This window comes from Massilia agri, assembly GCF_024753255.1.
Taxonomy (GTDB): domain Bacteria; phylum Pseudomonadota; class Gammaproteobacteria; order Burkholderiales; family Burkholderiaceae_D; genus Telluria; species Telluria agri.
Genome location: NZ_JANUHA010000003.1, coordinates 45287 through 70073 on the forward strand (window position 1 = coordinate 45287; position 24787 = coordinate 70073).

Here is a 24787-nt window from a genome sequence, read left to right on the forward strand (position 1 = left end):
ATCTTTGAAAGTCCACCCATGACCAAGACCGCCCTGATCTGCGGATCGATCGCCTTCGACAAGATCATGCAGTACCACGGCCGCTTCGCCGAAACCCTGCTGGCCGACCAGCTGCACCGCGTGAACGTGTCCTTCCTGGTGCCGACCATGCGCCTCGAGTACGGCGGCTGCGCGGTCAACATCGCCTACAACCTCAAGCTGCTCGGCGGCGAACCGCTGATCATGGGCACCATCGGCCAGGACGGCGGCGACTACCTCGAGCGCATGAAGAAGCAGGGCCTGGAAACCCGCGCCATCCGCACCATCGGTGACGCCTATACCGCCCAGTGCTTCGTCACCGCCGACCAGGACAACAACCAGATCAACGCCTTCCACCCGGGCGCGATGCAGCACTCGCACGAGAACAGCGTGGCCGAGGTCGGCCCGCTGCGCGTGGCCATCATCTCGCCGGACGGCCGCGACGGCATGATCAAGCACGCGGCCGACTGCGCCGCCAACAAGATCCCCTTCATGTTCGATCCGGGACAGCAGCTGCCGATGTTCTCGGGCGAAGAGCTGATCCGCTTCATCGACCAGGCCAGCTACCTGGCCTGCAACGACTACGAATTCGAAGTGGTGATGGACCGCACCGGCCTTACCCTGGCCGACATCGCCGCGCGCCTGGACGCGCTGATCGTCACCCGCGGCGGCGACGGTTCGGACATCTACGCGGGCGGCGAGCACCACCGCATCCCGGCGATCAAGGTCGACACCATCGCCGACCCGACCGGCTGCGGCGATGCCTACCGCGCCGGCCTGCTGTACGGGATCACCAATGGCTACGACTGGCCGACCACCGGCCGCATCGCCAGCGTGCTTGGCGCCATCAAGATCGGCTCGATCGGCGGACAGAACCACAGCTTCACGCCGGACGAGATCGCGCAGAAGTTCGAAGCGGCCTTCGGCTACCGCTTCGGCTGATCGCGCGGCGAGCGCCTAAAAAAAGGGGCCCTCGCGAGGGCCCCTTCGTCATTGGCGCGTCCTCAGCCGAAGAACACCTGCCTGAGCACGAACTGGATAATCTGGATCAGCACCAGCGCCACCAGTACCGACAGGTCGATGCCCCCGATCGGCGGCACCACGCGGCGGATCGGCCGCAGGATCGGCGTGTTCAGCGCGTGGACGAAAGGCGCCAGCGGCGCGTGCGGGTTCACCCAGCTGAACACCGCGTCGATGATCAGGAGGGCCATGAAGCCGTACAGGATCCAGTTCAGGAAGCGGAACAGCGCCCCCACCAGCACCGCATGCCAGTCCGCGCCGACGATCAGCACGATGGAGCTGGCGATCAGGACCATCAGGAAGGCGCCGATCAGGCTCGCCCAGTCATAGCCGCCGACACCCGGCAAGATTCGCCTTAGCGGCAGCACCAGCCAGTCGGTCAGCGTGAAGGTGAACTGACCGATCTGCTGCGGCGGACGCACGCGGATCGCCTGCATCCAGAAACGCAGCAGAAGCAGCCCGCCAAGCAGGCCGGCGACGATATCGACAATGAACTGGAGTATGGACAGCACGTAGGCTCCTCAAAAAAAAACCGCCGTGTGAACGATCACACAGCGGTATTCTGCCTGATACGGGCAAAGCTCGCTATCGAGCCAGGTATCAGACGAACATCACGGACGGCTGCTGGTCGGGAACGGCCATGCGGCTGCCGGCGACAGGGTGGTCTTCGCTGCCGGAGCAGGAGCCGCCGCCTTGCTGTCTGCCTTGCCGTCGGCTTTCGAATCCGACTTGGCTTCCGGCTTGGCTTCGGCCTTGGTTTCTGCTTTCGCTTCCGGCTTGGCTTCGGCCTTCACTTCCGGCTTGGCTTCGGCTTTCACTTCCGGCTTGGCTTCAGCTTTTGCAGCCGGCTTGGCGGCAGGCTTGGCAGCCGATTTGGTGGCGGCCGATTTGGTCGCAGCGGTTTTGGTGGCAGCGCTTTTAGCTGGTGCAGCCGATTTGGCCGGTGCAGCCGATTTCGCCGGAGCAGCTGCTTTAGCCGGAGCAGTTGCTTTCTTTGCAGCAGGTTTAGCAGCGGTCGCTTTTGCTGCCGGTTTAGCGGCGGTTTTGGTAGCGGCTGCTTTTTTAGCTGCCGGCTTTGCTGCCGGTTTAGCGGCCGATTTAGCAGTCGATTTGGTCGCTGCGGTTTTGGTCGCGGTCGCTTTCTTTGCTGCCGGTTTAGCGGCTGCTTTCTTGGCTACCGGCTTGGCGGCGGCTTTCTTGGCTGCCGGCTTGGCTGCCGGTTTAGCGGCTGCTTTTTTGGCGGCCGGTTTAGCAGCGGCTTTCTTGGCTGCCGGCTTGGCTGCCGGCTTGGCTGCCGATTTAGCGGCCGACTTCGCTGCCGGTTTAGCGGCGGCTTTCTTTGCAGCAGGTTTAGCGGCCGGCTTTGCGGCGGCTTTCTTTGCTGCCGGCTTTGCGGCCGACTTGGTAGCGGATTTAGCGGTCGACTTGGTTGCTGCCTTGGCTGCCGGTTTAGCGGCGGCCTTCTTTGCTGCCGGCTTGGCTGCCGGTTTTGCAGCGGCTTTCTTCGCTGCCGGTTTAGCAGCTGCTTTCTTTGCTGCCGGCTTGGCTGCCGACTTGGCTGCCGATTTAGCTGCCGGTTTAGCGGCGGCTTTCTTCGCTGCCGGCTTTGCTGCCGGTTTAGCTGCAGCTTTCTTTGCAGCCGGTTTAGCAGTTGCTTTCTTTGCAGCAGGTTTTGCTGCCGGCTTAGCAGCGGCTTTCTTCGCTGCCGGCTTGGCCGCTGCCTTGGTGGCGGTGGTCTTGCTTGCTGCAGTCTTGGTCGCTGCGGCTTTCTTTGCAGCAGGCTTGGCGGCCGGCTTGGTCGCTGCCTTGGCGGCCGGCTTGGCGGCTGCCTTGGTGGCGGTGGTCTTGGTAGCTGCAGTCTTGGTTGCTGCTGCTTTCTTTGCTGCCGGTTTCTCGGCGGCAGCCTTTGCTGCTGGTTTCTTAGCGGTTGCCATTTTTTTACTCCTTCATCTGCGATGAGAAAATACGCTCAAGGTTAAAATCCGCCCGACCACCGTGGTGAGCGAATTATTCATCGGACCAAACCGAAGCGGTTAAGGCCAATGAATCCGGCACCGGCTGAACTGCTGCAACTCCTCACAATTGCAGCGCTTCAGCCAACGTCGACAGGCAACCGACTCAACGCGTTTTCAGCTCGCTACCCTCGCGGGCGCGAAAAGAAAAAGCCGCCATGCCTGAACATTTGGTCAGGCAGTGCGGCTTGTTCTTTTCGCTGCGCTTGCGTGCATACTGATTGAATCAGTGTCCTATTATTCGATCGATTACTGCCTGGATGGACGCGACAATATCACATCTTCACGTTTTGACAAATTCAATCACGTAAAGTACACGAAAACTTTGTGAGCGCGCAACCGGATCAGCGCAAATCAAATCGATTTTTGCGCGCTAAAACATGCGCTCGCGCATTCAACCACACACACTTGCGCATTCGTATGTGAAGTGGCGCACGCAAAGCCGCTTATTCGCTTTTCAATCGATCGACAAACCAGCGTCCCGCCGGTCCCGGCGGCTGGTCTTTCAACCAGATCGCGTGCATTGAAAATGCCGTGCCAAGCAAGGGATGCGCCCTGAGAGACAGGCGTACCAGCCTGCCGTCCGCGAGATCCTGCTCGACCATATGCAGCGGCATGCTGCCCCATCCCAGGCCGGCGCGCAGGAAAGCGTGCTTGGCGCCCAGGTCGGCCAGGCGCCACACCTGCTGCGACATCACGCCGAACTCGCGGCCCGCGGTCAATGTGGAGCGATCGGTGAGCACCAGCTGCACGTGCTTGTTGATCTCCGCACGTATCAAGGCGCGCTTCGCCTTCGCGAGCGGATGGCCGGGCGCCGCGACGATCACGGACGGCACGCCCGTCAGGTAGTCGGACGCGCAGGCGGACGGAATGTCGGGAAGCGAACCGATCACCGCGATGCGGCAGCGGCCATCGAGCAGCGGCTGCGCCACCGCCCCCATCGCCTCCACATACAGGCGCAGCGGCGTGGCCGGGAACTGGTGATGGAAGGCCTTCACGGCATCGGTGAGGGTCGCGATCGGGAACATCACGTCGACCGCGACGGCGAGCTCCGGCTCGAGTCCTCCGGCGAGCATGCGCGCACGCGCCTTGAACGCGTCCATGCTGTTCGCGGCGTCGCGCGCCTGCTCGAGCAGCGCCTGCCCCGCTTCGGTCAGCCGAGGATACCGTCCGCTGCGATCGAACAGGATGAGGCCCACCTGCAGCTCGAGATTGGCCAGCGTATGGCTGACCACCGACTGCGCGCGGCGCAGCTTGCGCCCGGCGGCGGAGAAGCTGCCTTCGTCGGCTGCGGCGATGAATGTGCGCAGCTGGTCCATGGAGAGGCCATCCAGCATGTATCTACTCCGTCGATAGGTGTTATCGAATTATATAGGCTTCCTGGATCGAATCAGGCTGCCTAAGATGGACTCCATCGCAGCGCCACAACCCCTGCGCCGAACCCCACAGACCACTATTGAAAGGAGCCGTCATGAACACCATCGCCACCCAATCCGCCGCCAGCCAATCCGCCGTGTCGGCCATCGGCCGCCTGCTGCTCGCCGCCATCTTCATCTTCAGCGGCGTCGGCAAGGCCCTGGCTCCGGCCGGCACCATCGGCTACATCGAATCGGCGGGCCTGCCCTTCGCGACGCTCGGCCTGGTCGCCGCGATCGCGATCGAACTGGGTGGCGGCGTGATGCTGGCCCTCGGCATCAAGGCGCGCATCGTGGCCCTCGGCCTGGCGCTCTTCTCGGTGGTGACCGCGCTGGCCTTCCACAACGCGCTGGGCGACCAGAACCAGCTAATCCACTTCATGAAGAACATCGCGATGGCCGGCGGCCTGCTGCAGGTGGTGGCTTTCGGTGCGGGCGCCTACAGCCTGGATGCGGCAGGCAGCCGCAAGCGCGTGGCGCAGGCTGCGTAACTGTAGGGTGGTCGGCTCTGCCGACCGCGCGTTCAACTCCCCCTTAAATAGAGGCGAGCGGGCGACCCAGTCGAAGTTTGAACGCGCGGTCGGCGAAGCCGACCACCCTACTCGACAACCCTGAGCAAATCCATCTTGCACAACCACGCCAGACCGCGCAGCAGCGTCGGGCGGTCGCAGGGCCCGAGCGTGTCGATCAGCTCTTCCACCTCCACCGGCCGCGGGCCGATGGCCCCGAACAGCCGGCCGAAATCCTCGAGCGTCGGCAGCGAGGCGGCGGCGAAGCGGTTGATGCCCAGCTCGCGGTACTGGCGCACCAGCGCCAGCGAGGAATCTCCTGTCAGCTCGACCAGCGATGCCGCCGTCAAGGGACGCGTCGGATAGCTGGCGAACAGCTTGAAAGGATCGGGCCGGTCCGGCGCGCGCGAAGGCAGCGGCGGCGCCAGGACCGGATCGGCGCGGCGCCGCTCCGCCAGTTCTTCCCACAACGCGCGGTAGCGCCCCAGGATCACGCTCCAGTCGAACTCCGCCAGCGCGCGCTGCCTCGCCTGCTCTCCCATTCTCTGCCGCAGGCCGGCATCGCGCACCAGGCGGCCGTAGGCCTGGGCCAGCTGCGCGCCGTCCACCGCCACCGCCTGGCTGGCATGGCCGCTGTACATGTCGAAGCTGTCCACGCCGTCGTCGTAGCGCTGGGCCAGGTCGAGCCCCGCGCCCGGCCCCGGCATCACGGTCGGGATGCGGTAGCCGTCGACGCCGTCGCGCACCGTGTCGCGGTAGCCGTTCCAGTCCGAGACCACGCAGGGCAGGCCCGCCGCCATCGCCTCGACCGGTGTCAGGCCGAAGGTCTCCTGCACATTGTCGGACAGCGAGGTGAACACGTCCGCCGCGGCCCATGCATCGAACTGGTGTTCCAGCGCGCGCCCATCCACTTCCACCAGCCGTACCGATGGGCACAGCAGGGCCGCGGCCTCGCGGAAGGCATGTTCGATGGCCTCGCCCGCGAACCAGCCGGCCAGGATCAGGTGCACCCGCCGCCCGCCCTTCTCGGCGCGCTCGAGCGCGGTGAACATCTGCTGGGGATGGGACTTGGCGTGCACCGACAGGCGGCCCAGGTAAAGAAAGGCGACGTCGTCTTCGCCAATGCCGAGCCGCGCACGCGCCTCGCCACGGCGCCCGGGCTGGGGAAGCAGGTCGGCGCAATGCACGCCGAGCGGGATCAGGGGCAGTTGCGGCAGTTCGAAACGCTGCGCGGCCAGGCGAGTGCGCAGGTAGTCGGCCTGCTCCTCGACCAGCACGCGCACGCTGTCGCGCACCACGCGCGAGGTGCAGACGATGGCGTCCCAGCTGCGCACCGGCGCGACCAGCAGGCTCGTCACCATGCTCATCATCTCGTGCGATGCGGTGGCGTGGGTGATCCCGCACAGGCTGTAGCGATGCTCGCCGGCCTGCAGGCGGCGCCAGGCGAGGCGCTCGATGCCGGGGCCGGGGTGGTAGAGGCAGCCGAAGCGCCCCAGCTCCTGCGGCGCGGCCTGCGGCACCCAGGTGCTGGCGCCGGAATATCCTTCTTCGCGCAGGATGGCCTCGAAGGCGTCCGCGTGGCTGCGCTCGGCGGCGAAGCAGCCGACATCGAGGCCGCCCCCATGGCGCGCGATGGCGCGCAGCAGGCCGACGCCGGCGGACTGGCGGCCCATCAGCTTCTGGCCGGCGGTGGAAAAGGCTTCGGGTACGTAATGCAGGGCAAAGCGGTCGTGCATGCGGGCTCCCGTGGCCATCGGATGGCCGGTCGCCTCCATGATAGCGAGCCCCCGCCAGGGGCGGCGCTCAGCTAGGATCGCGCGCGAAGGCCTGCACGCCGGGCGGCAGCTGGACCCAGGGATGGCGGCGGGAGTCATACACCGATATCTGCGGCGCCGGAAAGCCGGGATCGGCGAAGGCGCCGACCGCCACGAACACTTCGTCGTCGACGTCGTCTTCCGTGTGAAACAGCGTCGTGCCGCACACCGGGCAGAAATGGTAGACGAAGCCGCAGCCCGCGTCGCCCGTACGGACGTAGGCCGTCGACTGGCCGCTCACGGTATACGGCAGGGGAAAGCCTGCCACTGCCGCGAAGACGCTGCCGGTGCGCCGCTGGCAGGCCAGGCAATGGCAGATGCCGACGCCGTTCGGCTCGGCCGCCACCTCGATGCGCAGCTGGCCACAGCCGCAGGATGCCGTTCTGGTCTCCACCGCTCTCCTCCTCGCTAGCTGCCGCCGCAGCCTCCTCCACAACCGCCGCCACAGCTGCCCCCTCCATCGCCGGATGCGGCGCCGTCGCCATCCGCACAACCATCGCCGTCGATGATGCTCACCGAGCCGTCGGCGCCGCCCTGGTCGCGCTCGCGCCGCTCGGCCCTGCCGGCGGCTTCATCATATCCGGTTGTGCCGACGAGGCCCAGCAGGACCAGGCTTTCCGGACGCAATGCTTCGGGAAAGACCATGTGGTGGTCGGGATTGCCGAATTCGTCCAGCACGCAATAGGCAACCAGGCCCCCGATGATCCAGTAGGCGAAACCATGGGGCATGCCGAGGCGCCGGTCCAGCGAAAACAAGGTCGGCAGGTGGGTCCCGGCAGCGGGCTGCGAGGCGCGCCGCCGGGCCTGCGCCAGGCACACGGCCAATGCCTCATGCATCCCTGCGCCCATCTTCGCTTTCTCCAGGTGCGGGATGACCTTGCCGAAATGCCGGATGCAGAAACGTTGCAGCCCCGCTTCGTCCAGGCGCATCCACGCATGCCAGACCGAGTCCGCCGCGCGCGACGGCAGGCCGCAGGTCTTGCCGGCGGCTGCCGCGCAGTCGAAGAACATCATCAAGCCTTCCGCCGACTGGGCGAAGAAGGAGGCGTCACGCGGAATGCTGGGGAATTCCCGCTGCGAGGTCTGTGACCAGTAGGGGAAGAGCGCAGGCGGCACGTCGGCCAGCACCTGGGCATACGTGGACCGCTCGAACTCCCTTGCCACCTCGTGGCCGGCTTCCTTGACATGCATGTGCGCTCCTCCACCGTCAGTGATCCGCCTACCTTAGTGCACCGGCACCCTGGCGATGCTGATAGACCTCAAGCAACAAAAAACCCGCCTTGCGGCGGGTTGTCGTGGATGCTTCAGCGCTGCGGCGCCACGCGCCACACCACGCCGCCGGCATCGTCCACCACCAGCAGCGCGCCATCCTGCGCCACCGCCACGCCGGACGGACGGCCCCAGACATCGCGGTCGCTCAGCACCATGCCGGACATGAAGTCCTGGTACTGCCCGGTCGGCACGCCGTTCTTCATGAATACGCGCACCACCTTGTAGCCGGTGCGCACGCCTCGGTTCCAGGAACCGTGCAGGGCCACGAAGACGTCACCCTCGTACTCCTTCGGGAAGGCGTTCGCCGCGCCCTTCGGCGCCTGGTAGACGGCCATGCCCAGCGGCGCCGAATGCGACTGGATCAGCACGTCCGGCACGATGGTCTTGCCCTTCAGGTCGGGGCGCTGCCCCTTCAGGCGCGGGTCTTCGTTGTCGCCGATGTAGTACCACGGCCAGCCGTAGAAGCCGCCCTGCTTCACGCGGGTCAGGTAGTCCGGCGGCAGGTTGTCGCCGAGCGCGTCGCGCTCGTTCACATTGCACATCAGGTCGCCCGTGCCCGGATAGACCAGCATGCCGACGCAGTTGCGCAGGCCGGTCGCGTAGGTGCGGCGGTTCTTGCCGTCCACATCGAAGGCCATGACGGTGGCGCGGTCGGTCTCCACGCCCCATGCGCCGCCCACGCCGTGCTTGGCTTCCCATTGCGCCAGCGGCTCCGGCGGCCTGGCGCCGATCTCGGTGGCGACGTTGGTGGCCGAACCGATCGACAGCAGCATGGTCTTGTCGTCGGCGGAGAACGCCAGGGTGCGCGTGGTGTGGCCGCCGCTGGTGTCGGACAGGGTCGGGACAATCACCTCGGGCTCACCGCGCGCCCTGACGTCGCCGTTGCGGTAAGGGATGCGCACCACCGAATTCACGTTGGCGACGTACAGGTATTGCGGGTTGTCGTTGGAGGGCCAGAAAGCCATGCCGTAGGGGCGGTTCAAGCCGCCGGCGAAGGTCTCGACGCTGTCGGCGGCCTGGCCGTTCTTCGAGCGCAGCACCTTGATCTCGCCCTTGGCGGTGGCGGCCAGGAAGATGTCACCGTTCGGCGCGCGCAGGGGCAGGCGCGGCTTGTCGGCATCCTGGGCGAACACGCTGACCGTGAAGCCCTTCGGGACGGTCGGCATGCTGCCGTTCGGACGCGCCTCGACGCGCGGGCCGTTGCCGGCGCTGCTGGTGGCAAACGGCGGCGGCAGGTCGCTGGCCTTGATGTGCCAGATGCGGCCGGGCTGGTTGTCGTCCCAGCTGCCGCGGCGATCGGCGGCGGTTTTCGTGGCCGGCGCCGACGCCACTGCTGCCGGGCCTTGCAGGGTCGCGAGATAGTCGATCAGGGCGGCGCGCGCCTTCTTGTCCGAGATCCCGACCGGCATCGTGGTGCCGGGGACGTTCTTGGCCGGATCGGCCAGGAAGGCGTCCAGCTCCGGGCGGGTCCAGGTCTTGCCGGCGGCGCCCGCCTTGTTCAGGGCTGCGGAGTAGTTATAGCCGGGGACCGCTGCCGCCTTGCGGCCGACGACGGCGAACAGGCCGGGGCCGGCGCGCGAGGACAGCTTGTTGTCGACGCTGTGGCAGCTCGCGCAGTTGTTCTGGAAGGTGGTCTGGCCCGCGGTCTGGGGCGCGGCGTGGGCAGCGGACATCGCTGCCAGGCTGGCGAGCAGCGCGGCATGCGCGACATGCAGCGTCAGGGTCTTGGCTTGCAAGGGAGTCTCCTGGGTGAACGGATTCGTCGATAGCTCGCCATCATAGGGTAAATCGGCCTCACCGTGCGTCTCTTGCGAAAGGATCGGGTGCCGTTGCGCTGGTCATCCAGCGCAGCAGCGGGCCATGCGGCTCGTAAGGCAGGCTGCCGAAGCGGCGCAGCAGCGCCTCGATCTCGCCTTTGGATGCGGTATTGAAGTCGAGCGCCGGCACTTCCGCCCCCGCCGCATTGGTGACCATGCCCCATGTGCCCTCGCCGTGGCCGCCCTTGTTGCTCACGTATTTATAGGACCAGGCGGTGGCGGCCCAGCCCAGGCGCGCATAGGTGTCGAAGCTGGCGCGCGCCACCTGGCCGCCCAGCTCCAGGCCCATGCTGGCCCAGGGCTGGATCTCGCCCAGGTAGAAGGGCGTGTCCAGTGCGCGGATGCGGTGGTCCCAGTCGCACACGCCGCCCTTGCCATCGGGCTCGCAGCGCAGCCACTCGCGGTGCACTTCGCGGCCGGCGGTCTTCCAGCCGAAATGGCCGGGATAGGGATGCATCTCGAAGGCGACGTTCTTCATGCCGCGCGCCTTCGGGTCGCCGTAGGCCTTGATGTCATCCTTGACGTGGCCCGGCAGGATGATGACGTGGTTGGAGTCCACCGCGCGCACGGCCTTGTACAGCGTCTCGACGACGGCGGCCATGTTGGCGGAGTCCGTGCCCCACGGCTCGTTCAGCAGGCTGTAGCCGGCCACCGCGGGACGGTCGCGGTAGCGGCTTGCCACCTGCTGCCACAGCCAGACGGTGCGCTTCTGGTAGTCGGGCACGCTCCAGAACTGGTTGCGGCCGGCGCAACCGCTGTGGTGTTCCCAGCCCTGGCTGCCGGCGGCGCCGTGCAGGTCGAGGATGACGTAGATGCCGCGCTTCCCGGCTTCCCGGATCGCCCCGTCGAGGTAGTGCCAGGCGTCGGCACGCAGCTGGCCGGGCTTCTTCTCGTCTTCGACGACCGTGTGGATGAAGGGCACGCGCACCAGGTTCACGCCGAAGGAGGCCAGCAGGTCCCAGTCCTTCGAGGTCATCCAGTTGTCGCGGAACAGCTTCATGAGACGCTCGCGCTCCGGGTAGCCGAAGCGGCGGTCCAGCACGGCCTCCAGCTTGCACTGGTCGTCGATGCCGTGCTTGCCCTGCCCCATCATCCAGAACTCGTTGATCAGCCAGTTTCCCAGGTTCGCGCCCTTCAGGACGATGGGCTTGCCCTCGCGCGTCACCCAGCGCGGGCCCTCGGCGCGCACCATCTGGCTGGCCTCGACGATCGGCGCAGCCGCCTGGGCTGCCGTGAGCGTGGCGCTTCCCAGTGCTGCCACCAAGATGGCCCCCGCCCTGCTGCGCGCGATGCCCTTGCCGGTTCCGGTCTGCATATCGTCTCCTCCTTGTCGCGACAACGCTGGAAACGTTGCCATTTATGTATGGAGACTATAGCATCGGTTACGGCAGAGGAGGCATTGCTCTTAGACCTTGATCACCAGCTTGCCGAAGTTCCGTCCCTGCAGCAGGTCGATGAAGGCGGCGGGCGCCCGCTCCAGGCCGTCGACGATGTCTTCCCGGTAGCGCAGGCGGCCCTCCTCGATCCACTGCCCGGCCTCGCGCAGGAAGCTTGGCCGCAGGGCCGCGAACTCGCGCTGGATGAAGCCGCGGATGGTGAGGCTCTTCTTGAGCACGTCGCGCATGAGGAGCGCCAGCTTGTCCGGTCCCGGCTCGGCCTGCGGGAGCGCGTTGTACTGGGAGATCAGGCCGCAGACGGGAATGCGGGCAAAGTCGTTCAGCAGCGGGAACACCGCATCCCACACCTGCCCGCCGACGTTCTCGAAGTAGACGTCGATGCCCTTGGGGCAGGCATCGGCCAGCTGCTGCGCGAAGTCGGGCGCGCGGTGGTCGATCACGGCGTCGAAGCCGAGTTCATCGCGCACGAACGCGCATTTCTCGGGGCCGCCGGCGATGCCGACGGCGCGCGCACCCTGGATGCGGGCGATCTGCCCGACCGCCGACCCGACCGCCCCGCTGGCGGCGGCCACCACGACGGTCTCGCCCGGCTTTGGTTGGCCGATCTGGAGCAGGCCGGCCCAGGCGGTGAATCCCGGCATGCCCAGCACGCCGAGCGCGGTGCTGATGGGTGCGAGCGCCGGGTCGAGCTTGCGCAGGTTCTCGCCATCGGACAGGGCGTAGCGCTGCCAGCCCGAGTGCGAGAGCACGATGTCGCCGGGAGCGTATTCGGAGTGCCTGGAGCGTATGACACGTGCGACGGTGCCGCCTTCCATGACGGCGCCGATCTCGACCGGCCTGGCGTAGGACTTCGCATCGTCCATCCGGCCGCGCATATAGGGGTCGAGCGACAGGTAGAGGATTTCGAGCAGCAGCTGGCCATCTGCCGGTTCCGGCACGGGCGTCTGCACGATACGGAAGTTTTCCGGCGTGGGCATGCCGGTCGGGCGCGAGGCGAGCAGGATCTGCTGGTTCTGTACGTCTGGCATGGGTGTCCTTTCAGTGGGATCGACAAGGACCACCCATGCTACGCCGCTTCGCCGATCCTTGCCGAAGTGGCCCTAGACCGCCAGCCAGCCCCGGAATCCCCGCACCGCGTAATAGGACTCGGCGCCGTTGTGGTACACGAAGACCTTGCCGTAGCGGCGGTCGCAGAACAGGGCGCCGCCCAGCGCGCGGATGTCGGGCGGCGTGGCAACCCAGCTGGAGGTCTTGCGGTCGAATTCGCCCAGCTCCTGCAAGGCGCGGTACTGCGCTTCAGTCAGGAGTTCGATGCCCATCTCGGCCGCCATCTCCATCGCACTTGTGCGTGGCTTGTGTTCCTTGCGCGCGTCGAGGGCGGCGCGGTCGAAGCAGATGCTGCGGCGGCCAGCGGGGGTTTCAGGGGAACAGTCGCAGAAGACAAGTCTGCCAGTGCTGTCGTCCCGACCAATGACGTCCGGCTCGCCGCCGGTTTCCTCCATCGCGGCGAGCGAGCGCAGGGCGGCGGGAGGATCGGCAAGCTTCTTCTCTACCTCCGTCCACGTCAGGCCCTGATGGCGCTGCATGTGTTTGTCGAAGCGGGTCTTCAGGATGTGGAGCAGGGCGTCGGTGTCCGGAGCGTTCATGGGCAAACCTTTCCGTGTCGGTGACAAAAAGCGCCAAGTTATCACAGCAGTTGCTGCCCATCCCAAAAAACAAAACCGCCCGGCTGCCATTGCTGGCGGCCGGGCGGCTTGCTTGTGAAACTGGCGCTACGTGATCAATCCCAGCTCAGCGCACCACCGGTCTGGTACTCGGTCACGCGGGTCTCGAAGAAGTTACGCTCCTTCTTCAGGTCGATCATCTCGCTCATCCACGGGAACGGGTTCTCTTCGTTCGGGAACAGCGGGTCCAGGCCGATCTGCACGGCGCGGCGGTTGGCGATGAAGCGCAGGTAGCCCTTGAACATCGGGGCGTTCAGGCCCAGCACGCCGCGCGGCATGGTGTCTTCGGCGTAGCGGTATTCGAGTTCGACGGCCTGCAGGAACAGGGCTTTCAGCTCTTCGCGGAAGGCCGGGGTCCACAGCTGCGGGTTTTCCATCTTGATCGTGTTGATCAGGTCGATGCCGAAGTTCACGTGCATCGACTCGTCGCGCAGGATGTACTGGTACTGCTCGGCGGCGCCGGTCATCTTGTTCTGGCGGCCCAGCGCCAGGATCTGGGTGAAGCCGACGTAGAAGAACAGGCCTTCCATCAGGCAGGCGAAGACGATGATCGACTTCAGCAGCTTCTGGTCGTTTTCCAGCGTGCCGGTCTTGAAGTCAGGGTCGGTCAGCACGTTGATGAACGGGATCAGGAACTGGTCCTTGTCGTGGATCGATTCGATCTCGTTGTAGGCGTTGAAGATCTCGCGCTCGTCCAGGCCCAGCGACTCGACGATGTACTGGTAGGCGTGGGTGTGGATCGCTTCCTCGAATGCCTGGCGCAGCAGGTACTGGCGGCATTCCGGCGCGGTGATGTGGCGGTAGGTGCCCAGCACGATGTTGTTGGCGGCCAGCGAGTCGGCTGTGACGAAGAAGCCGAGGTTGCGCTTGACCAGGCGGCGCTCGTCTTCCGACAGGCCGTTCGGGCTCTTCCACAGCTCGATGTCGCGCTGCATGTTCACTTCCTGCGGCATCCAGTGGTTCGCGCAGCCGGCCAGGTACTTGTCCCATGCCCACTTGTACTTGAATGGGACCAGCTGGTTCACGTCGGTCTGGCCGTTGATGATGCGCTTGTCGTCGGCGTTGACGCGCTTGGCCACTTCGGCGGCAGCGGGTGCGGCGTCCAGGTTGGCGGAGGCTTGCGGTGCGCGCGGGGCGCTGGTCGGTTCGTCGTCCCAGGAGAGCATTGTTCAGTTCCTTCTTTCGTGACTGCGTCCGCGCGGGGCGGACGGTCTGTTGATTCGGTGAGTTGACGGTGCAAGCCGGTTTTCAAGCCGGCTTGCACCTCATTGGTCGATTACCGGCAGCTTATTGGCAGGCTTCGCATTCGTCGAAGCCGGCGTCGCCCGGACGCAGGTAGCAGGCGGCGCCTTCCACCACTTCCGGTGCTGCCGCCGGAGCCGCAGCTGCCGGAGCTGCCGCTGCAGGAGCCGCGTGGCCACCCGACAGGCCGCCCGAGACCGGCACGGCGTTCAGGGCGCCGGTACGGGTGGTCGACTTCTCCATGTGCGTCGCCGCGATGGTGCGCAGGTAGTAGGTGGTCTTCAGGCCGCGCAGCCAGGCCAGTTTATACGTTTCGTCCAGCTTCTTGCCCGATGCGCCGGCCATGTAGATGTTCAGCGACTGGGCCTGGTCGATCCACTTCTGGCGGCGCGAGGCGGCTTCCACCAGCCACTTCGGCTCGACTTCGAAGGCGGTCGCGTAGATGTCGCGCAGGTCTTGCGGCACGCGGTCGATCTTGGACAGCGAACCATCGAAGTACTTCAGGTCGGCGATCATGACTTCGTCCCACAGGTCGCGCGCCTTCAGGTCGCGCACCAGGTACGAATTGATTTCGGTGAATTCGCCCGACAGGTTCGACTTCACGTACAGGTTCTGGAAGGTCGGCTCGATGCAGGCCGACACGCCGATGATGTTCGAGATCGTCGCGGTCGGGGCGATCGCCACGCAGTTCGAGTTACGCATGCCGAACTGCTTGATGCGGTTGCGCACCACGGTCCAGTCCATCGATTCGCTGGTGTCCTGCTCCAGGTAGCCGCCGCGCTCTTCCGCCAGCAGCTTGATCGAGTCCTGCGGCAGGATGCCGCGGTCCCACAGCGAACCTTCGTACGACTCGTAGCGGCCGCGCTCTTCGGCCAGCTCGGTCGAGGCCAGGTAGGCGTAGTAGCAGACGGCTTCCATCGACTTGTCGGCGAATTCGACGGCCTTGTCCGAAGCGAACGGCACGCGCATCATGTGCAGGCAGTCCTGGTGACCCATGATGCCCATGCCCACCGGGCGGTGGCGCATGTTCGAATTGCGCGCCTTGTCCACGGCGTAGTAGTTGATGTCGATGACGTTGTCCAGCATGCGCATCGCGGTGCGGATGGTCTTCTGCAGCTTGGCGTGATCCAGGCCGTCGCCCTTCATGTGCTGCGGCAGGTTGACCGAGCCCAGGTTGCAGACGGCGATCTCGTCGGCGCTGGTGTTCAGCGTGATCTCGGTGCACAGGTTCGACGAGTGCACCACGCCGATGTGCTGCTGCGGCGAACGGATGTTGCACGGATCCTTGAAGGTGATCCACGGGTGGCCGGTCTCGAACAGCATCGACAGCATCTTGCGCCACAGGTCGAGCGCTTCGACCTTCTTGTACACGGTCATTTCACCGCGTGCGGCCTTGGCTTCGTAGGCGACGTACGCTTCTTCGAAAGCCTTGCCGACCTTGTCGTGCAGGTCCGGGGTTTCGCTCGGCGAGAACAGGCTCCAGTGGCCCTTTTCCATCACGCGCTTCATGAACAGGTCCGGAATCCAGTTCGCGGTGTTCATGTCGTGGGTGCGGCGGCGGTCGTCGCCGGTGTTCTTGCGCAGGTCGAGGAACTCCTCGATGTCCATGTGCCAGGTTTCCAGGTAGGCGCAGACGGCGCCCTTGCGCTTGCCGCCCTGGTTCACGGCGACGGCGGTGTCGTTCACCACTTTCAGGAACGGGACCACGCCCTGCGACTTGCCGTTGGTGCCCTTGATGCGCGAGCCCAGCGCGCGGACCGGGGTCCAGTCGTTACCGAGGCCGCCGGCGAACTTCGACAGCAGTGCGTTTTCCTTGATGGCGTCGTAGATGCCTTCCAGGTCGTCGCCGACGGTGGTCAGGTAGCAGGACGACAGCTGCGAACGGCGGGTGCCCGAGTTGAACAGGGTCGGGGTCGAGCTCATGAAGTCGAAGGACGACAGCAGGTTGTAGAACTCGATGGCGCGCGCCTCGCGGTCGGCTTCGCGCAGGGCCAGGCCCATCGCGACGCGCATGTAGAAGGCCTGCGGCATTTCGATGCGGGTTTCACGCACGTGCAGGAAGTAGCGGTCGTACAGGGTCTGCAGGCCGATGTAGCCGAATTGCAGGTCGCGGTCGGCGACGATGGCTTTCGCCAGGCGCTCGAGGTCGTACTTGCCCAGCTCTTCGTCCAGCAGCTCGTTCTCGATGCCCTTGGCGATATATTTCGGGAAGTAGGTGATGTATTCCGCGGCGGCGCCGGCCTGCGGCACTTCGTGGCCGAAGACTTCCTTGCGGATGGTGTGCAGCAGGATGCGTGCGGTGACCTGGCTGTAGGCCGGGTCGGTTTCCATCAGGGCGCGGGCGGCCAGGATGGCCGACTTGTACAGCTCTTCGACCGGCACGCCGTCGTACAGGTTCTTCAGGGTCTCGGCAACGATAGCGTCGGCGTCGACGTGCTTCTCCAGGCCCGAGCAGGCGGCGTTCACGAGGGCGTAGACGTCGTTCACGTCCAGCGGGCGGCGCTCGCCGCCGTCGACCACATTGATCTGCGGCGCGGCGACCTGGGTGCCCCCCAGGGCTTCCTTGGCGGCCTTGCGCTCTTCCATGCGCTTGGCGCGGTACAGCACGTATTCGCGCGCGACGTCATGCTCGCCCGAGCGCATCAGCGACAGTTCGACCTGGTCCTGCACGTCTTCGATATGGAAGGTGCCGCCGTTCGGCTGGCGGCGCACCAGGGCGGCCACCACGTTGCCGGTCAGCTGCTCGACCAGCTCGCGGATGCGGGCCGATGCCGCGCCCTGCCCGCCTGCGACGGCGAGGAAGGCCTTGGTCATCGCGACCGAGATCTTGTGCGGCTCGAAGGCCACCACGGCGCCGTTGCGGCGGATCACGCGATAGTCACCACGGGCGACGATCTCTGCGGGCGTGGCGCCTGCCGGCGCGCCTGGGGTGACGTGCGGATTGATCGAAATGTCTTGTGCTGTTTGCATTGAGCCTCCAGTGAGCAGCGGTACCTGCCGTCGTTTGTCTTCAGCCAGGCTTGTCAACCTGACAAAATTTAAGCAAAGCGATACCCCGCCAGCCGGAACGCCTTACTGGCACCAGATACGCAGGGTTAGAAAATCGCTGATGAATCAGTGGCTTGCAGAGCAAGCTTCAAGTCGAACGTGATCCTAGTTGCTTCCAGTCCACTACCACTATATCTAGTGTTCGATCTTGAGTTAAGACTAATTGTAGTGCCTGACCTAGGTCAGGGCAAGTGAATAGCTTCGCAATTTTTTCTGTTTTTTTTGGTGCATGGGCTTGACAATGCAGTTCGTCCTTAACGATGGGCGATATGCGGTGAGTGAGCGCTAACCTTGTCCGCAGACGCTGCTCAAGGCTTCATCAAAGCGATGCGCACCGCATCAAAGTCGTGCATTTTGCGCTGGCGAAAAGACAACATGATGACAGGTGCGGCTCTTGCTTTGGTAGGGTGGTCGGCTCTGCCGACCGCGCGTTCAAATCCCGCACGAACGGACACGGCGCGACAAATCATCTGTGAGTTGAACGCGCGGTCGGGGAACCCGACCACCCTACATAGAAATATGTTCAGGCGTTGTCGTCCGGCGCGACGATCTCGAGCTTCTGCATCTGGTAGCGCAATTGGCGCACGCTGATCCCGAGCAGGGCCGCGGCCTGGGTGCGGTTGAAGTTGGTCTGCTGCAGCGCGCGGCCGATGATGTCGCGTTCGACCTGGCTCAGGTACTCGGGCAGGTTGCTGGGCAGGCCGTTGGGGCCGAGTCCGGGCGGGGCCGGCACCGGATCGGCGACAGGCGCGGCGGCAGGCGCTGGAGCGGGCTCCAGCTCCACGGCGAGTTCGAGCGGCGCCACGGAGGCAGCTGCCGGCGCCGGCTCGCGCGCGGCGGCATCGCCAGGGCGCGCCGCCTTCAGCGACAGATCCCCGACTTCGATCACACCGTCGTTGGCGAAGGCCAGCGCCCGCTCCAGCACGTTTTCCAGCTCGCGGATATTCCCCGGGAAGGAGTAGGCGCGCAGCGCGTCGAGCACGCCCGGGCCGAGGGTCGCCTGTCCCGGCCCGGCCAGGCGCGCCAGGATGGCGTCGACCAGCGGCGCCAGGTCGTCGATGCGTTCGCGCAGCGGCGGCAGCGAGAGCTCGATCACGTTCAGGCGGTAGAACAGGTCTTGCCTGAACCTGCCCTGCTCGACGCAGCGCGCCAGGTCCTGGTGGGTGGCGCTGATGATGCGCACGTCGACCGGCTCCTCGACGGTGGCGCCGATCTTGCGTACCCGCCGCTCCTGGATCGCGCGCAGCAGCTTGACCTGCATCGGCAGGGGCAGGTCCGCCACTTCGTCCAGCATCAGGGTGCCGCCGTTGGCCGCCTGGAAGAAGCCGTCGCGGTCGTCCGTCGCGCCGGTGAAGGCGCCCTTGCGGTAGCCGAAGAACTCGGCTTCCATCAGGGTTTCGGGAATCGCGCCGCAGTTCACCGCGACAAACGGTTTCGACGCACGCGAACTCTGGGCGTGGATCTCGCGCGCGGCCAGTTCCTTGCCGCTGCCCGATTCGCCGGTGATCGAGATCGGCGCGTTCGAGCGCGCCAGGCGGCCGATCTGGGCGCGCAGCGACTGCATGGCGGGCGACGAACCGATCATGCGCGAACCAGGTGCGCTGCCATCCTGCTGCGGCGCCGGCGCCTCGGACAATTTGAGCGCCGAGCGCACCATCACGCGCAGGGCGTCGAGCGCCACCGGCTTGGAGATGTAGTCGAAGGCGCCGGCCTTGAGCGCCACCACCGCGTTTTCGGCGCTGCCGTAGGCTGTGATGACGGCGATCGGCGCGGCCTTGCTGGATGCCGTCACCTCGCGCACCAGCTCCAGTCCCAGGCCGTCGGGCAGGCGCATGTCGGTCAGGATCAGGGCGTAGTCATGCTCCTCCACCAGGGCCCGCGCCTGGCGCAGCGTGGCGGCGCTGTCGACGTCCAGCCCCATCTTGAGCAGGGTGATCTCGAGCAGTTCGCGCAGGTCGGCTTCGTCGTCGACCACGAGGATACGGGGTGCGGCCATGGCTCTCTCTAATATATATACGGTACGGCGGGCGACTCAGGCCGGCTGCGCGAAGCTGATGACGAAGCGTCCGCTCGCCTTGCGCGGCCCCATGGCCGCGGCGTCGAAGCGGTATTCGTAGTCGAGCTTCGCGTCGTTGTTCAGGCACAGCTCGCGCGCGAGATACAGCCCCAGGCCCGTGCCCTTGCTCGAGGTCGTGTAGAAAGGCTCGAACAGGTGGGCGCGCACCTCCGGCGTGATGCCCGGGCCGTCGTCCTGCACGTGCAGCTCGATGCGGCCGGCGGCGTCGCGCGCCGGGAACACCCGGATGCTGTTCGCTTCCTTGCTGGCGTAGCGCACCGCGTTGCCCAGCAGGTTGAGCAGTACTTCGTGCAGGTGCAGCGGATCGAAGCGCACCGAACTCGTCCCGGCGTCGCCGATATAGACTATATCATCGGCCAGGCCATGGGTTTCGCAGAATTCGGCCTTCAGCTCGGCCAGGAAAGGAGCCAGTTGCAGCGGCTCGCCGTTCGGCTGCACCTTGCGCGACAGTTGCAGGATGTCCTCGACCATGCGGTTCACCCTCGCCACGTTGTCGCCGACGATCTTCAACAGACGCACCTCGGCCGGGCCGTGCAGGTCCTCGGCCAGCAGCGCGGTCGCGTGGCCGATGGCCGACAGCGGGTTGCGCACCTCGTGCGCGATGCTGGCGGTCAGGCGTCCCATCGACGCCAGTTTCAGTTGCTGCGCCTGGTTTTCGATGGCGCTCACGTCCTGCATGAAGACCACGCTGCGTCCCAGCGCGCTGCCGAGCGTGTCGACCCGCGCGAAGCGCAGCTTGAGGTGCGCCGGCCGGTCGCGCCGGCCGCGCAGCAGGCCCTCGTTCTCCTGGTAGGGTTTCACGGTCACGAAGACGGCGCCATCGACCGGCGCGCGCAGCCAGGTGGTGAAGGCCTGGGCCAGCGGCTCCATCCCGGGGCCTTCGCCCAGGCGGAACCCCGCCACTTCCCCCTCCAGGCCGAGCATGCGGCGCGCCGCCGGGTTGGCGGTAAAGACCACGCCGTTGTCGCCCACCACGAGGATGCCGTCGCCGACGTCGGCGATCACGATCTGGTTGATCAGCTGTTGGACGTGCAGGTCGGTGCCGCGCTGTGCCGCCAGCTCTTCCTGCTTGATCAGGCGCGCCGCCAGGCGGTTCACCAGCAGCACGCCGGCGAAGAAGGCGGCGCCGTACAGGCCCGCCTGCATCAGGGGCGGCTGGCGCTCCTGCATGAAGACCTGCCAGAGGCTTTCCGCCAGCAGGAACAGGGTCGCGACCGAAGCCGAGAACAGGGCCATCAGGAGCGGCGCCAGGATGGCGGCGCCGGCCAGCGGGAACAGGTAGAGGATGGCCAGGCCGCTGCGCATGCCGCCGGCGGCCAGGTAGAGCGCCGAGATCACGGCCAGGTCGACCGCCACCTGGACACCCAGCTGCATCACGAAGCGGCGCTTCCACCAGGTGCCCGCCGCAGCGAAAGCGAGGGCCGCCGCCAGGTAGACCAGGCAGGCCTCGGTGCTCGCGGTGGCATGCACCCCGTCATCGCCGATGTCCAGGCCCAGGTAGAGCAGCAGCACCAGCGCGATGACGATGCGGGTGACGTTGAAGGTCTGGAGCGAACGCCACAAGGTGGTGCGCGCTTCGCGCGAGAGCGCCTTCCGTCGTGACATCGGCCGGCTTACTTCGGCGGCAGGCGCACGTGGCCCGGCGAGCAGTAGTCGTGGCCGTCCGCGTGCACCGCCTCGGAAGCCGGGAAATGCAGGCCGCAGTGCGCACACTGGGTCATCGACTCGATTTCGCGGACCGGCTCCTGCGGGCGCTGTTGCTGCCGAGGCTGGTCAAACGGCGACTGCTGGCGCGACAAGGCCTTGAGCTTGGCGCGCACGGCCAGCACGACCAGCACGATCAGGGCGATCCAGAACAGGATGCGTGTCATGCGCCCCCCCGGTGCAGGACGACTTCGAGCACGAAGCGGCTGCCGACATAGGCCAGCGCCAGGGTGGCGAAGCCGGCCAGGGTGAAGCGCAGCGCGGTCTTGCCGCGCCAGCCCTGCCAGCGCCGGCCGGCCAGCAGCGCCGCGAACAGCAGCCAGGACAACAGCGCGAACACGCTCTTGTGGTCGAAGCGCAGGGCGCGGCCGAACAGCTGTTCGGAGAACACCACGCCCGACAGCACGGTGAGGCTGAGCAGGACGAAACCGATCCAGATCACGCGGAACAGCAGCTTTTCCATGGTGAGCAGGGCCGGCAATTGGTCGAGGGCGCCGGCCAGCCAGCCGCTGGTCGCGCCGCCGCGCGCGTGCAGCCGCGCTTCCTGCAGCGCCATCAGCACCGCGTGGAAGGCGGCGATGGTGAGCGTGCTGTAGGCCAGCACGGCCACGGCCACGTGCCAGCCGAAGGCGGGCGACTGGCCGTTCAGCGCCAGCAGGCTGCCCGGGAAGATCATTGGCAGCAGCGCTGCCACGCAGGCGAAAGGCATCACCAGGCGGCGCATGCCGTCGAGGGCGAAGTTGCGGTTTTCCAGCCAGTAGGCGGCCACCGAGACCCACAGGGCGCTCGACAGCATGATGGCGAAGCCGACCCGCAGGCGGCCGGGCGCGACCACGTCGAGCCCGAGCGCGGCGCCATGCACCGCCCAGGCCACGGCGGTGACGCCCGAGATGAGAGCGCCCCGGCGCGACGGCAGCAGGGCGCACACCGCGTACAGCAGGGCCGCGGCGAGGAAGAGGGAGTTCTGCATACTGGAAGTCTACACCATCGGGATACGACAGTGGCGACCCCACCGGCCTGCAGCCGGGTCAATCCACCGCCGCCATCCTCAGCTCGTCCGTATGGTGGCGCTGCTGCTCTTCCATCACCAGCACCCCGAGCTCGCGCTTGAGCTGGTTGAATTCCGGCGCCGCCGGATCGCGCATGCGCGGCATGTCCACCATGAGGTCGCGCTTGACCGTCCCCGGCCGGTAGGTCATCACCACGATGCGATCTGCCAGGTAGACGGCTTCCTCGATGCTGTGGGTGACGAACAGGATGGTCTTCTTCAGCTCCGACCAGATGCGCAGCAGCTCGTCCTGCAGGTTGCGGCGGGTGAGCGCATCCAGGGCGCCGAAGGGTTCGTCCATCAGCATGATGGGCGAGTCGAGCGCCAGCACGCGCGCGATCGCCACGCGCTGGCGCATGCCGCCCGACAGGTCCTTGGGAAAGCGCTGGCGGAAGTCGCCCAGCGACAGCATGGAGAGCAGGCCGCCGACGCGGTCGCGGATCTCGGGTTTCGACATGCCCTTGATGTGCAGGCCGAAGGCGATATTGTCCTCGACCGTCATCCAGGGGAAGAGCGCATACTCCTGGAACACCATGCCGCGGTCCGGACCCGGCGCCGTGATCTGCCTGCCGTCGACCGTGATGGTGCCGCTGCTGGGCAGCGAGAAGCCCGCCACCGCATTGAGCAGCGTCGACTTGCCGCAACCCGAAGGGCCGAGCAGGCAGGTGAACTGCCCGCGCGGGATGTCGAGCCGGATGTCCTGCAGCGCGGTGACGATGCGTCCGCCGGTCTCGAAAGCCTTGTGCACGCCGTCAATGCGGATATGCGGGGCCAGATCCAGCTGAGGGAATGCCTGCGGTGCGTTCATGTCAGTGCTCCAGGCCGCGGTGCCAGCGCAGCAGATGGTTGTTCAGGCGGTTCATGGCGACGTCGATCGCCAGGCCAAGCAGGCCGATGGTGATCATCCCGGCGATGATCTTGTCCGACCAGAAGTACTCGCGCGCCTCCAGGATGCGAAAGCCCAGGCCGTTGTTCACGGCGATCATCTCGGACACGATCACCACGATGAAGGCGGTGCCGATGCCGATCCGCGCACCCGACAGGATGTAGGGCACGGCGGCCGGCAGGATCACGCGCAGGAACATGGTGGCCCCGTCGGCGCCCAGGTTGCGCGCCGCGCGCAGGTAGATGCCGTCCACATGGCGCACGCCGGCGATGGTGTTCATCAGGACCGGGAAGAAGGCGCCCAGGGCGATCAGGAACACCGCCGGCGGATTGCCCAGGCCGAACCACAGGATGGCCAGCGGGATGTAGGCGATCGGCGGGATCGGGCGCAGGATCTGCACCAGGGGGTTCATCCAGGCGTACACGACCCGGCTCGCCCCCATCGCGAGGCCGAGCGGCAGCGCCAGGCCGGCGCCGATGGCGAAGCCGACCACCACGCGGAACATGCTGGTCCAGATGTCCATCGGCAGCTCGCCGGAGAAAGCCCAGGACCAGCGCCCTCCTTCCGTGTATTGTTCGAAGGGCACCAGGGGCAGCAGGTAGTCCACCCACTTGCGCCATACGTCGAGCGGCGCCGGCAGCACCTGCGGGTTGACCCAGCCCTGATATGCCACCCACTGCCAGAGCGCGAGCGCCAGCACCGGCGCCACCAAGCCCACCCCAATTTCGCGCCAGCGCTCGCGCGACCGTTTTCGCCTGTCCGGAATCTTCATGGCATTCCTTTCAGCGCACGGCCAGGTTCTTCATGGCGGCCTCCAGCAGGTCGGTCCGCACCCAATCCTTCGCCAGCGGCGGGCGCGTCATGCGGCCGACGCCGGTTTTCACCATGATGTCGGTCGTGACCTGGATGTGCTCCGGCGTGAGGGCATAGGAATAGGGCGAATTGCGGATCGCGTCCTGGAAATCGTCGCTCGAGATCTGGTTCTTGAAGATCGCCTCGCGCACGTATTTCTCGGCCACTGCCGGCTGGTCGATGAAGGTCCTGGTCGCCTCGACGAAGCAGCGCATGAACTTCTCCGCCGCCGGGAGGCGCTCGCGGTAGAACTGCTCGGTCATGACCAGGGTGCGCACCGGCTCGCCGATCGGGGTGTCGTAGGGTTTCAGCACCTCGGCGCCGAAGCCCTTGTTGATGGCCTGCGAGGACTGCGGCTCGGACTGCATCATGGCGTCGATCTGCTTGCCCAGCAGGGCCTGGTTCAGGTCGGGGTAGGACAGGTAGACCAGCTGCACGTCCTTGCCGGGCGTCGGGGCGGACGTCAAGCCATGCTTGGCCAGCACCGCCATCAGGAGCACTTCCTGGATCGCGCCGCGCGTCACCCCTACCCGCTTGCCCTTGAGCTGGGCCACGCTCTTGACGCCGAGCTCCGGCCGCGCCACCAGGCGCGCGCCGCCGCGCGCGAATCCGGCCACCGCGACGATCGGCGCCCCACCCGCGCGCCCCGAGATCGCCGCTTCGGAAGCGGTGGCGCCAACATCCAGTTCGCCCGCGATGATCGCCTGCATCACGTCCAGCCCCTTCGCGAAGATCTTCTCCTCGACGCGGATGCCGCACTTGGGTGCGACTTCCTTGATATAGGAAACGGCGCCGAAATGGGCCAGCTTGAGATTGCCGAGCCGGATCACCTCCTGGGCCTGGGTGCCGCCTGCTGCAAGCAGGGTGGCCGCGAAAAGGATGCTGCCGAATACCTTCGTCATGCTTCTCTCCTGTTGAATGCGGTGCAGGCA

Annotated in this window: 22 protein-coding genes; 3 read left to right on the forward strand and 19 right to left on the reverse strand. The window is 66.2% G+C overall.

Features of this window, described 5'->3' with window-relative positions; genetic code table 11:
* Window positions 1-18 precede the first annotated feature (18 nt).
* Window positions 19-960, forward strand: a complete 942-nt coding sequence (locus tag NX780_RS05225) for a carbohydrate kinase family protein (protein ID WP_258826798.1) — start codon at window positions 19-21, stop codon at window positions 958-960.
* Between the two features lie 62 nt (window positions 961-1022).
* On the opposite strand, the gene NX780_RS05230 is transcribed toward NX780_RS05225, so the two are convergent.
* Window positions 1023-1550 carry a YggT family protein gene (locus tag NX780_RS05230; RefSeq protein WP_258826799.1) on the reverse strand — a complete coding sequence of 176 codons (528 nt, stop codon included), beginning with the start codon at window positions 1548-1550 and terminating at the stop codon, window positions 1023-1025.
* Between the two features lie 99 nt (window positions 1551-1649).
* Window positions 1650-1856 (reverse strand): hypothetical protein, encoded by a 207-nt coding sequence (locus NX780_RS05235; protein WP_258826800.1) that lies wholly within the window; start codon window positions 1854-1856, stop codon window positions 1650-1652.
* 43 nt (window positions 1857-1899) lie between these two features.
* Here NX780_RS05235 and NX780_RS05240 point away from each other — a divergent pair, with 43 nt between their 5' ends.
* Complete coding sequence (locus tag NX780_RS05240) at window positions 1900-2997, forward strand: hypothetical protein (protein ID WP_258826801.1); 1098 nt, start codon at window positions 1900-1902, stop codon at window positions 2995-2997.
* A 499-nt stretch (window positions 2998-3496) separates the two neighbouring features.
* On the opposite strand, the gene NX780_RS05245 is transcribed toward NX780_RS05240, so the two are convergent.
* Window positions 3497-4387 (reverse strand): LysR family transcriptional regulator, encoded by an 891-nt coding sequence (locus NX780_RS05245; protein WP_258826802.1) that lies wholly within the window; start codon window positions 4385-4387, stop codon window positions 3497-3499.
* A 134-nt stretch (window positions 4388-4521) separates the two neighbouring features.
* Here NX780_RS05245 and NX780_RS05250 point away from each other — a divergent pair, with 134 nt between their 5' ends.
* The gene (locus NX780_RS05250) at window positions 4522-4956 is read left to right on the forward strand and encodes a DoxX family protein (protein WP_258826803.1); all 435 of its coding nucleotides are present in this window, start codon (window positions 4522-4524) and stop codon (window positions 4954-4956) included.
* A 107-nt stretch (window positions 4957-5063) separates the two neighbouring features.
* On the opposite strand, the gene NX780_RS05255 is transcribed toward NX780_RS05250, so the two are convergent.
* The 16 genes from NX780_RS05255 to NX780_RS05330 all read right to left on the reverse strand — a co-directional run bounded on the left by NX780_RS05255 (window position 5064) and on the right by NX780_RS05330 (window position 24757).
* Entirely contained in the window at window positions 5064-6710 is a 1647-nt protein-coding gene (locus tag NX780_RS05255; protein WP_258826804.1) for a glycosyltransferase family 4 protein, read from the reverse strand.
* Window positions 6711-6777: 67 nt separating this feature from the next.
* Window positions 6778-7182: a GFA family protein gene (locus NX780_RS05260; protein WP_258826805.1), complete on the reverse strand. Its 405-nt coding sequence runs from the start codon at window positions 7180-7182 to the stop codon at window positions 6778-6780.
* Between the two features lie 14 nt (window positions 7183-7196).
* On the reverse strand, window positions 7197-7979 hold the full coding sequence (locus NX780_RS05265; RefSeq protein ID WP_258826806.1) for a UCP032817 domain-containing protein: 783 nt from the start codon (window positions 7977-7979) through the stop codon (window positions 7197-7199).
* Between the two features lie 113 nt (window positions 7980-8092).
* Window positions 8093-9796 carry a PQQ-dependent sugar dehydrogenase gene (locus tag NX780_RS05270; protein ID WP_258826807.1) on the reverse strand — a complete coding sequence of 568 codons (1704 nt, stop codon included), beginning with the start codon at window positions 9794-9796 and terminating at the stop codon, window positions 8093-8095.
* A 58-nt stretch (window positions 9797-9854) separates the two neighbouring features.
* The gene (locus NX780_RS05275; RefSeq protein WP_258826808.1) at window positions 9855-11192 is read right to left on the reverse strand and encodes a glycoside hydrolase family 5 protein; all 1338 of its coding nucleotides are present in this window, start codon (window positions 11190-11192) and stop codon (window positions 9855-9857) included.
* Window positions 11193-11282: 90 nt separating this feature from the next.
* Window positions 11283-12302, reverse strand: a complete 1020-nt coding sequence (gene curA / locus NX780_RS05280) for an NADPH-dependent curcumin/dihydrocurcumin reductase (RefSeq protein WP_258826809.1) — start codon at window positions 12300-12302, stop codon at window positions 11283-11285.
* A gap of 72 nt (window positions 12303-12374) precedes the next feature.
* A complete protein-coding gene (locus NX780_RS05285) occupies window positions 12375-12920 on the reverse strand; it encodes a DUF4256 domain-containing protein (RefSeq protein ID WP_258826810.1) in 546 nt (181 codons plus the stop codon).
* Between the two features lie 134 nt (window positions 12921-13054).
* Window positions 13055-14164: a ribonucleotide-diphosphate reductase subunit beta gene (locus NX780_RS05290; RefSeq protein ID WP_258826811.1), complete on the reverse strand. Its 1110-nt coding sequence runs from the start codon at window positions 14162-14164 to the stop codon at window positions 13055-13057.
* A 121-nt stretch (window positions 14165-14285) separates the two neighbouring features.
* A complete protein-coding gene (locus NX780_RS05295) occupies window positions 14286-17210 on the reverse strand; it encodes a ribonucleoside-diphosphate reductase subunit alpha (protein WP_258826812.1) in 2925 nt (974 codons plus the stop codon).
* Between the two features lie 601 nt (window positions 17211-17811).
* A complete protein-coding gene (locus NX780_RS05300; protein WP_258826813.1) occupies window positions 17812-19284 on the reverse strand; it encodes a sigma-54-dependent transcriptional regulator in 1473 nt (490 codons plus the stop codon).
* 36 nt (window positions 19285-19320) lie between these two features.
* A complete protein-coding gene (locus NX780_RS05305; protein WP_258826814.1) occupies window positions 19321-20970 on the reverse strand; it encodes a sensor histidine kinase in 1650 nt (549 codons plus the stop codon).
* 8 nt (window positions 20971-20978) lie between these two features.
* Entirely contained in the window at window positions 20979-21236 is a 258-nt protein-coding gene (locus tag NX780_RS05310) for a PP0621 family protein (RefSeq protein WP_258826815.1), read from the reverse strand.
* Window positions 21233-22039 carry a cytochrome C assembly family protein gene (locus NX780_RS05315; protein WP_258826816.1) on the reverse strand — a complete coding sequence of 269 codons (807 nt, stop codon included), beginning with the start codon at window positions 22037-22039 and terminating at the stop codon, window positions 21233-21235. Before NX780_RS05315 ends, NX780_RS05310 begins: the two co-directional genes overlap by 4 nt.
* Before the next feature lie 58 nt (window positions 22040-22097).
* On the reverse strand, window positions 22098-22925 hold the full coding sequence (locus NX780_RS05320) for an ABC transporter ATP-binding protein (RefSeq protein WP_258826817.1): 828 nt from the start codon (window positions 22923-22925) through the stop codon (window positions 22098-22100).
* Window position 22926: 1 nt separating this feature from the next.
* On the reverse strand, window positions 22927-23775 hold the full coding sequence (locus NX780_RS05325; protein WP_258826818.1) for an ABC transporter permease: 849 nt from the start codon (window positions 23773-23775) through the stop codon (window positions 22927-22929).
* Window positions 23776-23785: 10 nt separating this feature from the next.
* Window positions 23786-24757, reverse strand: a complete 972-nt coding sequence (locus tag NX780_RS05330) for an ABC transporter substrate-binding protein (RefSeq protein ID WP_258826819.1) — start codon at window positions 24755-24757, stop codon at window positions 23786-23788.
* Window positions 24758-24787: the final 30 nt, after the last annotated feature.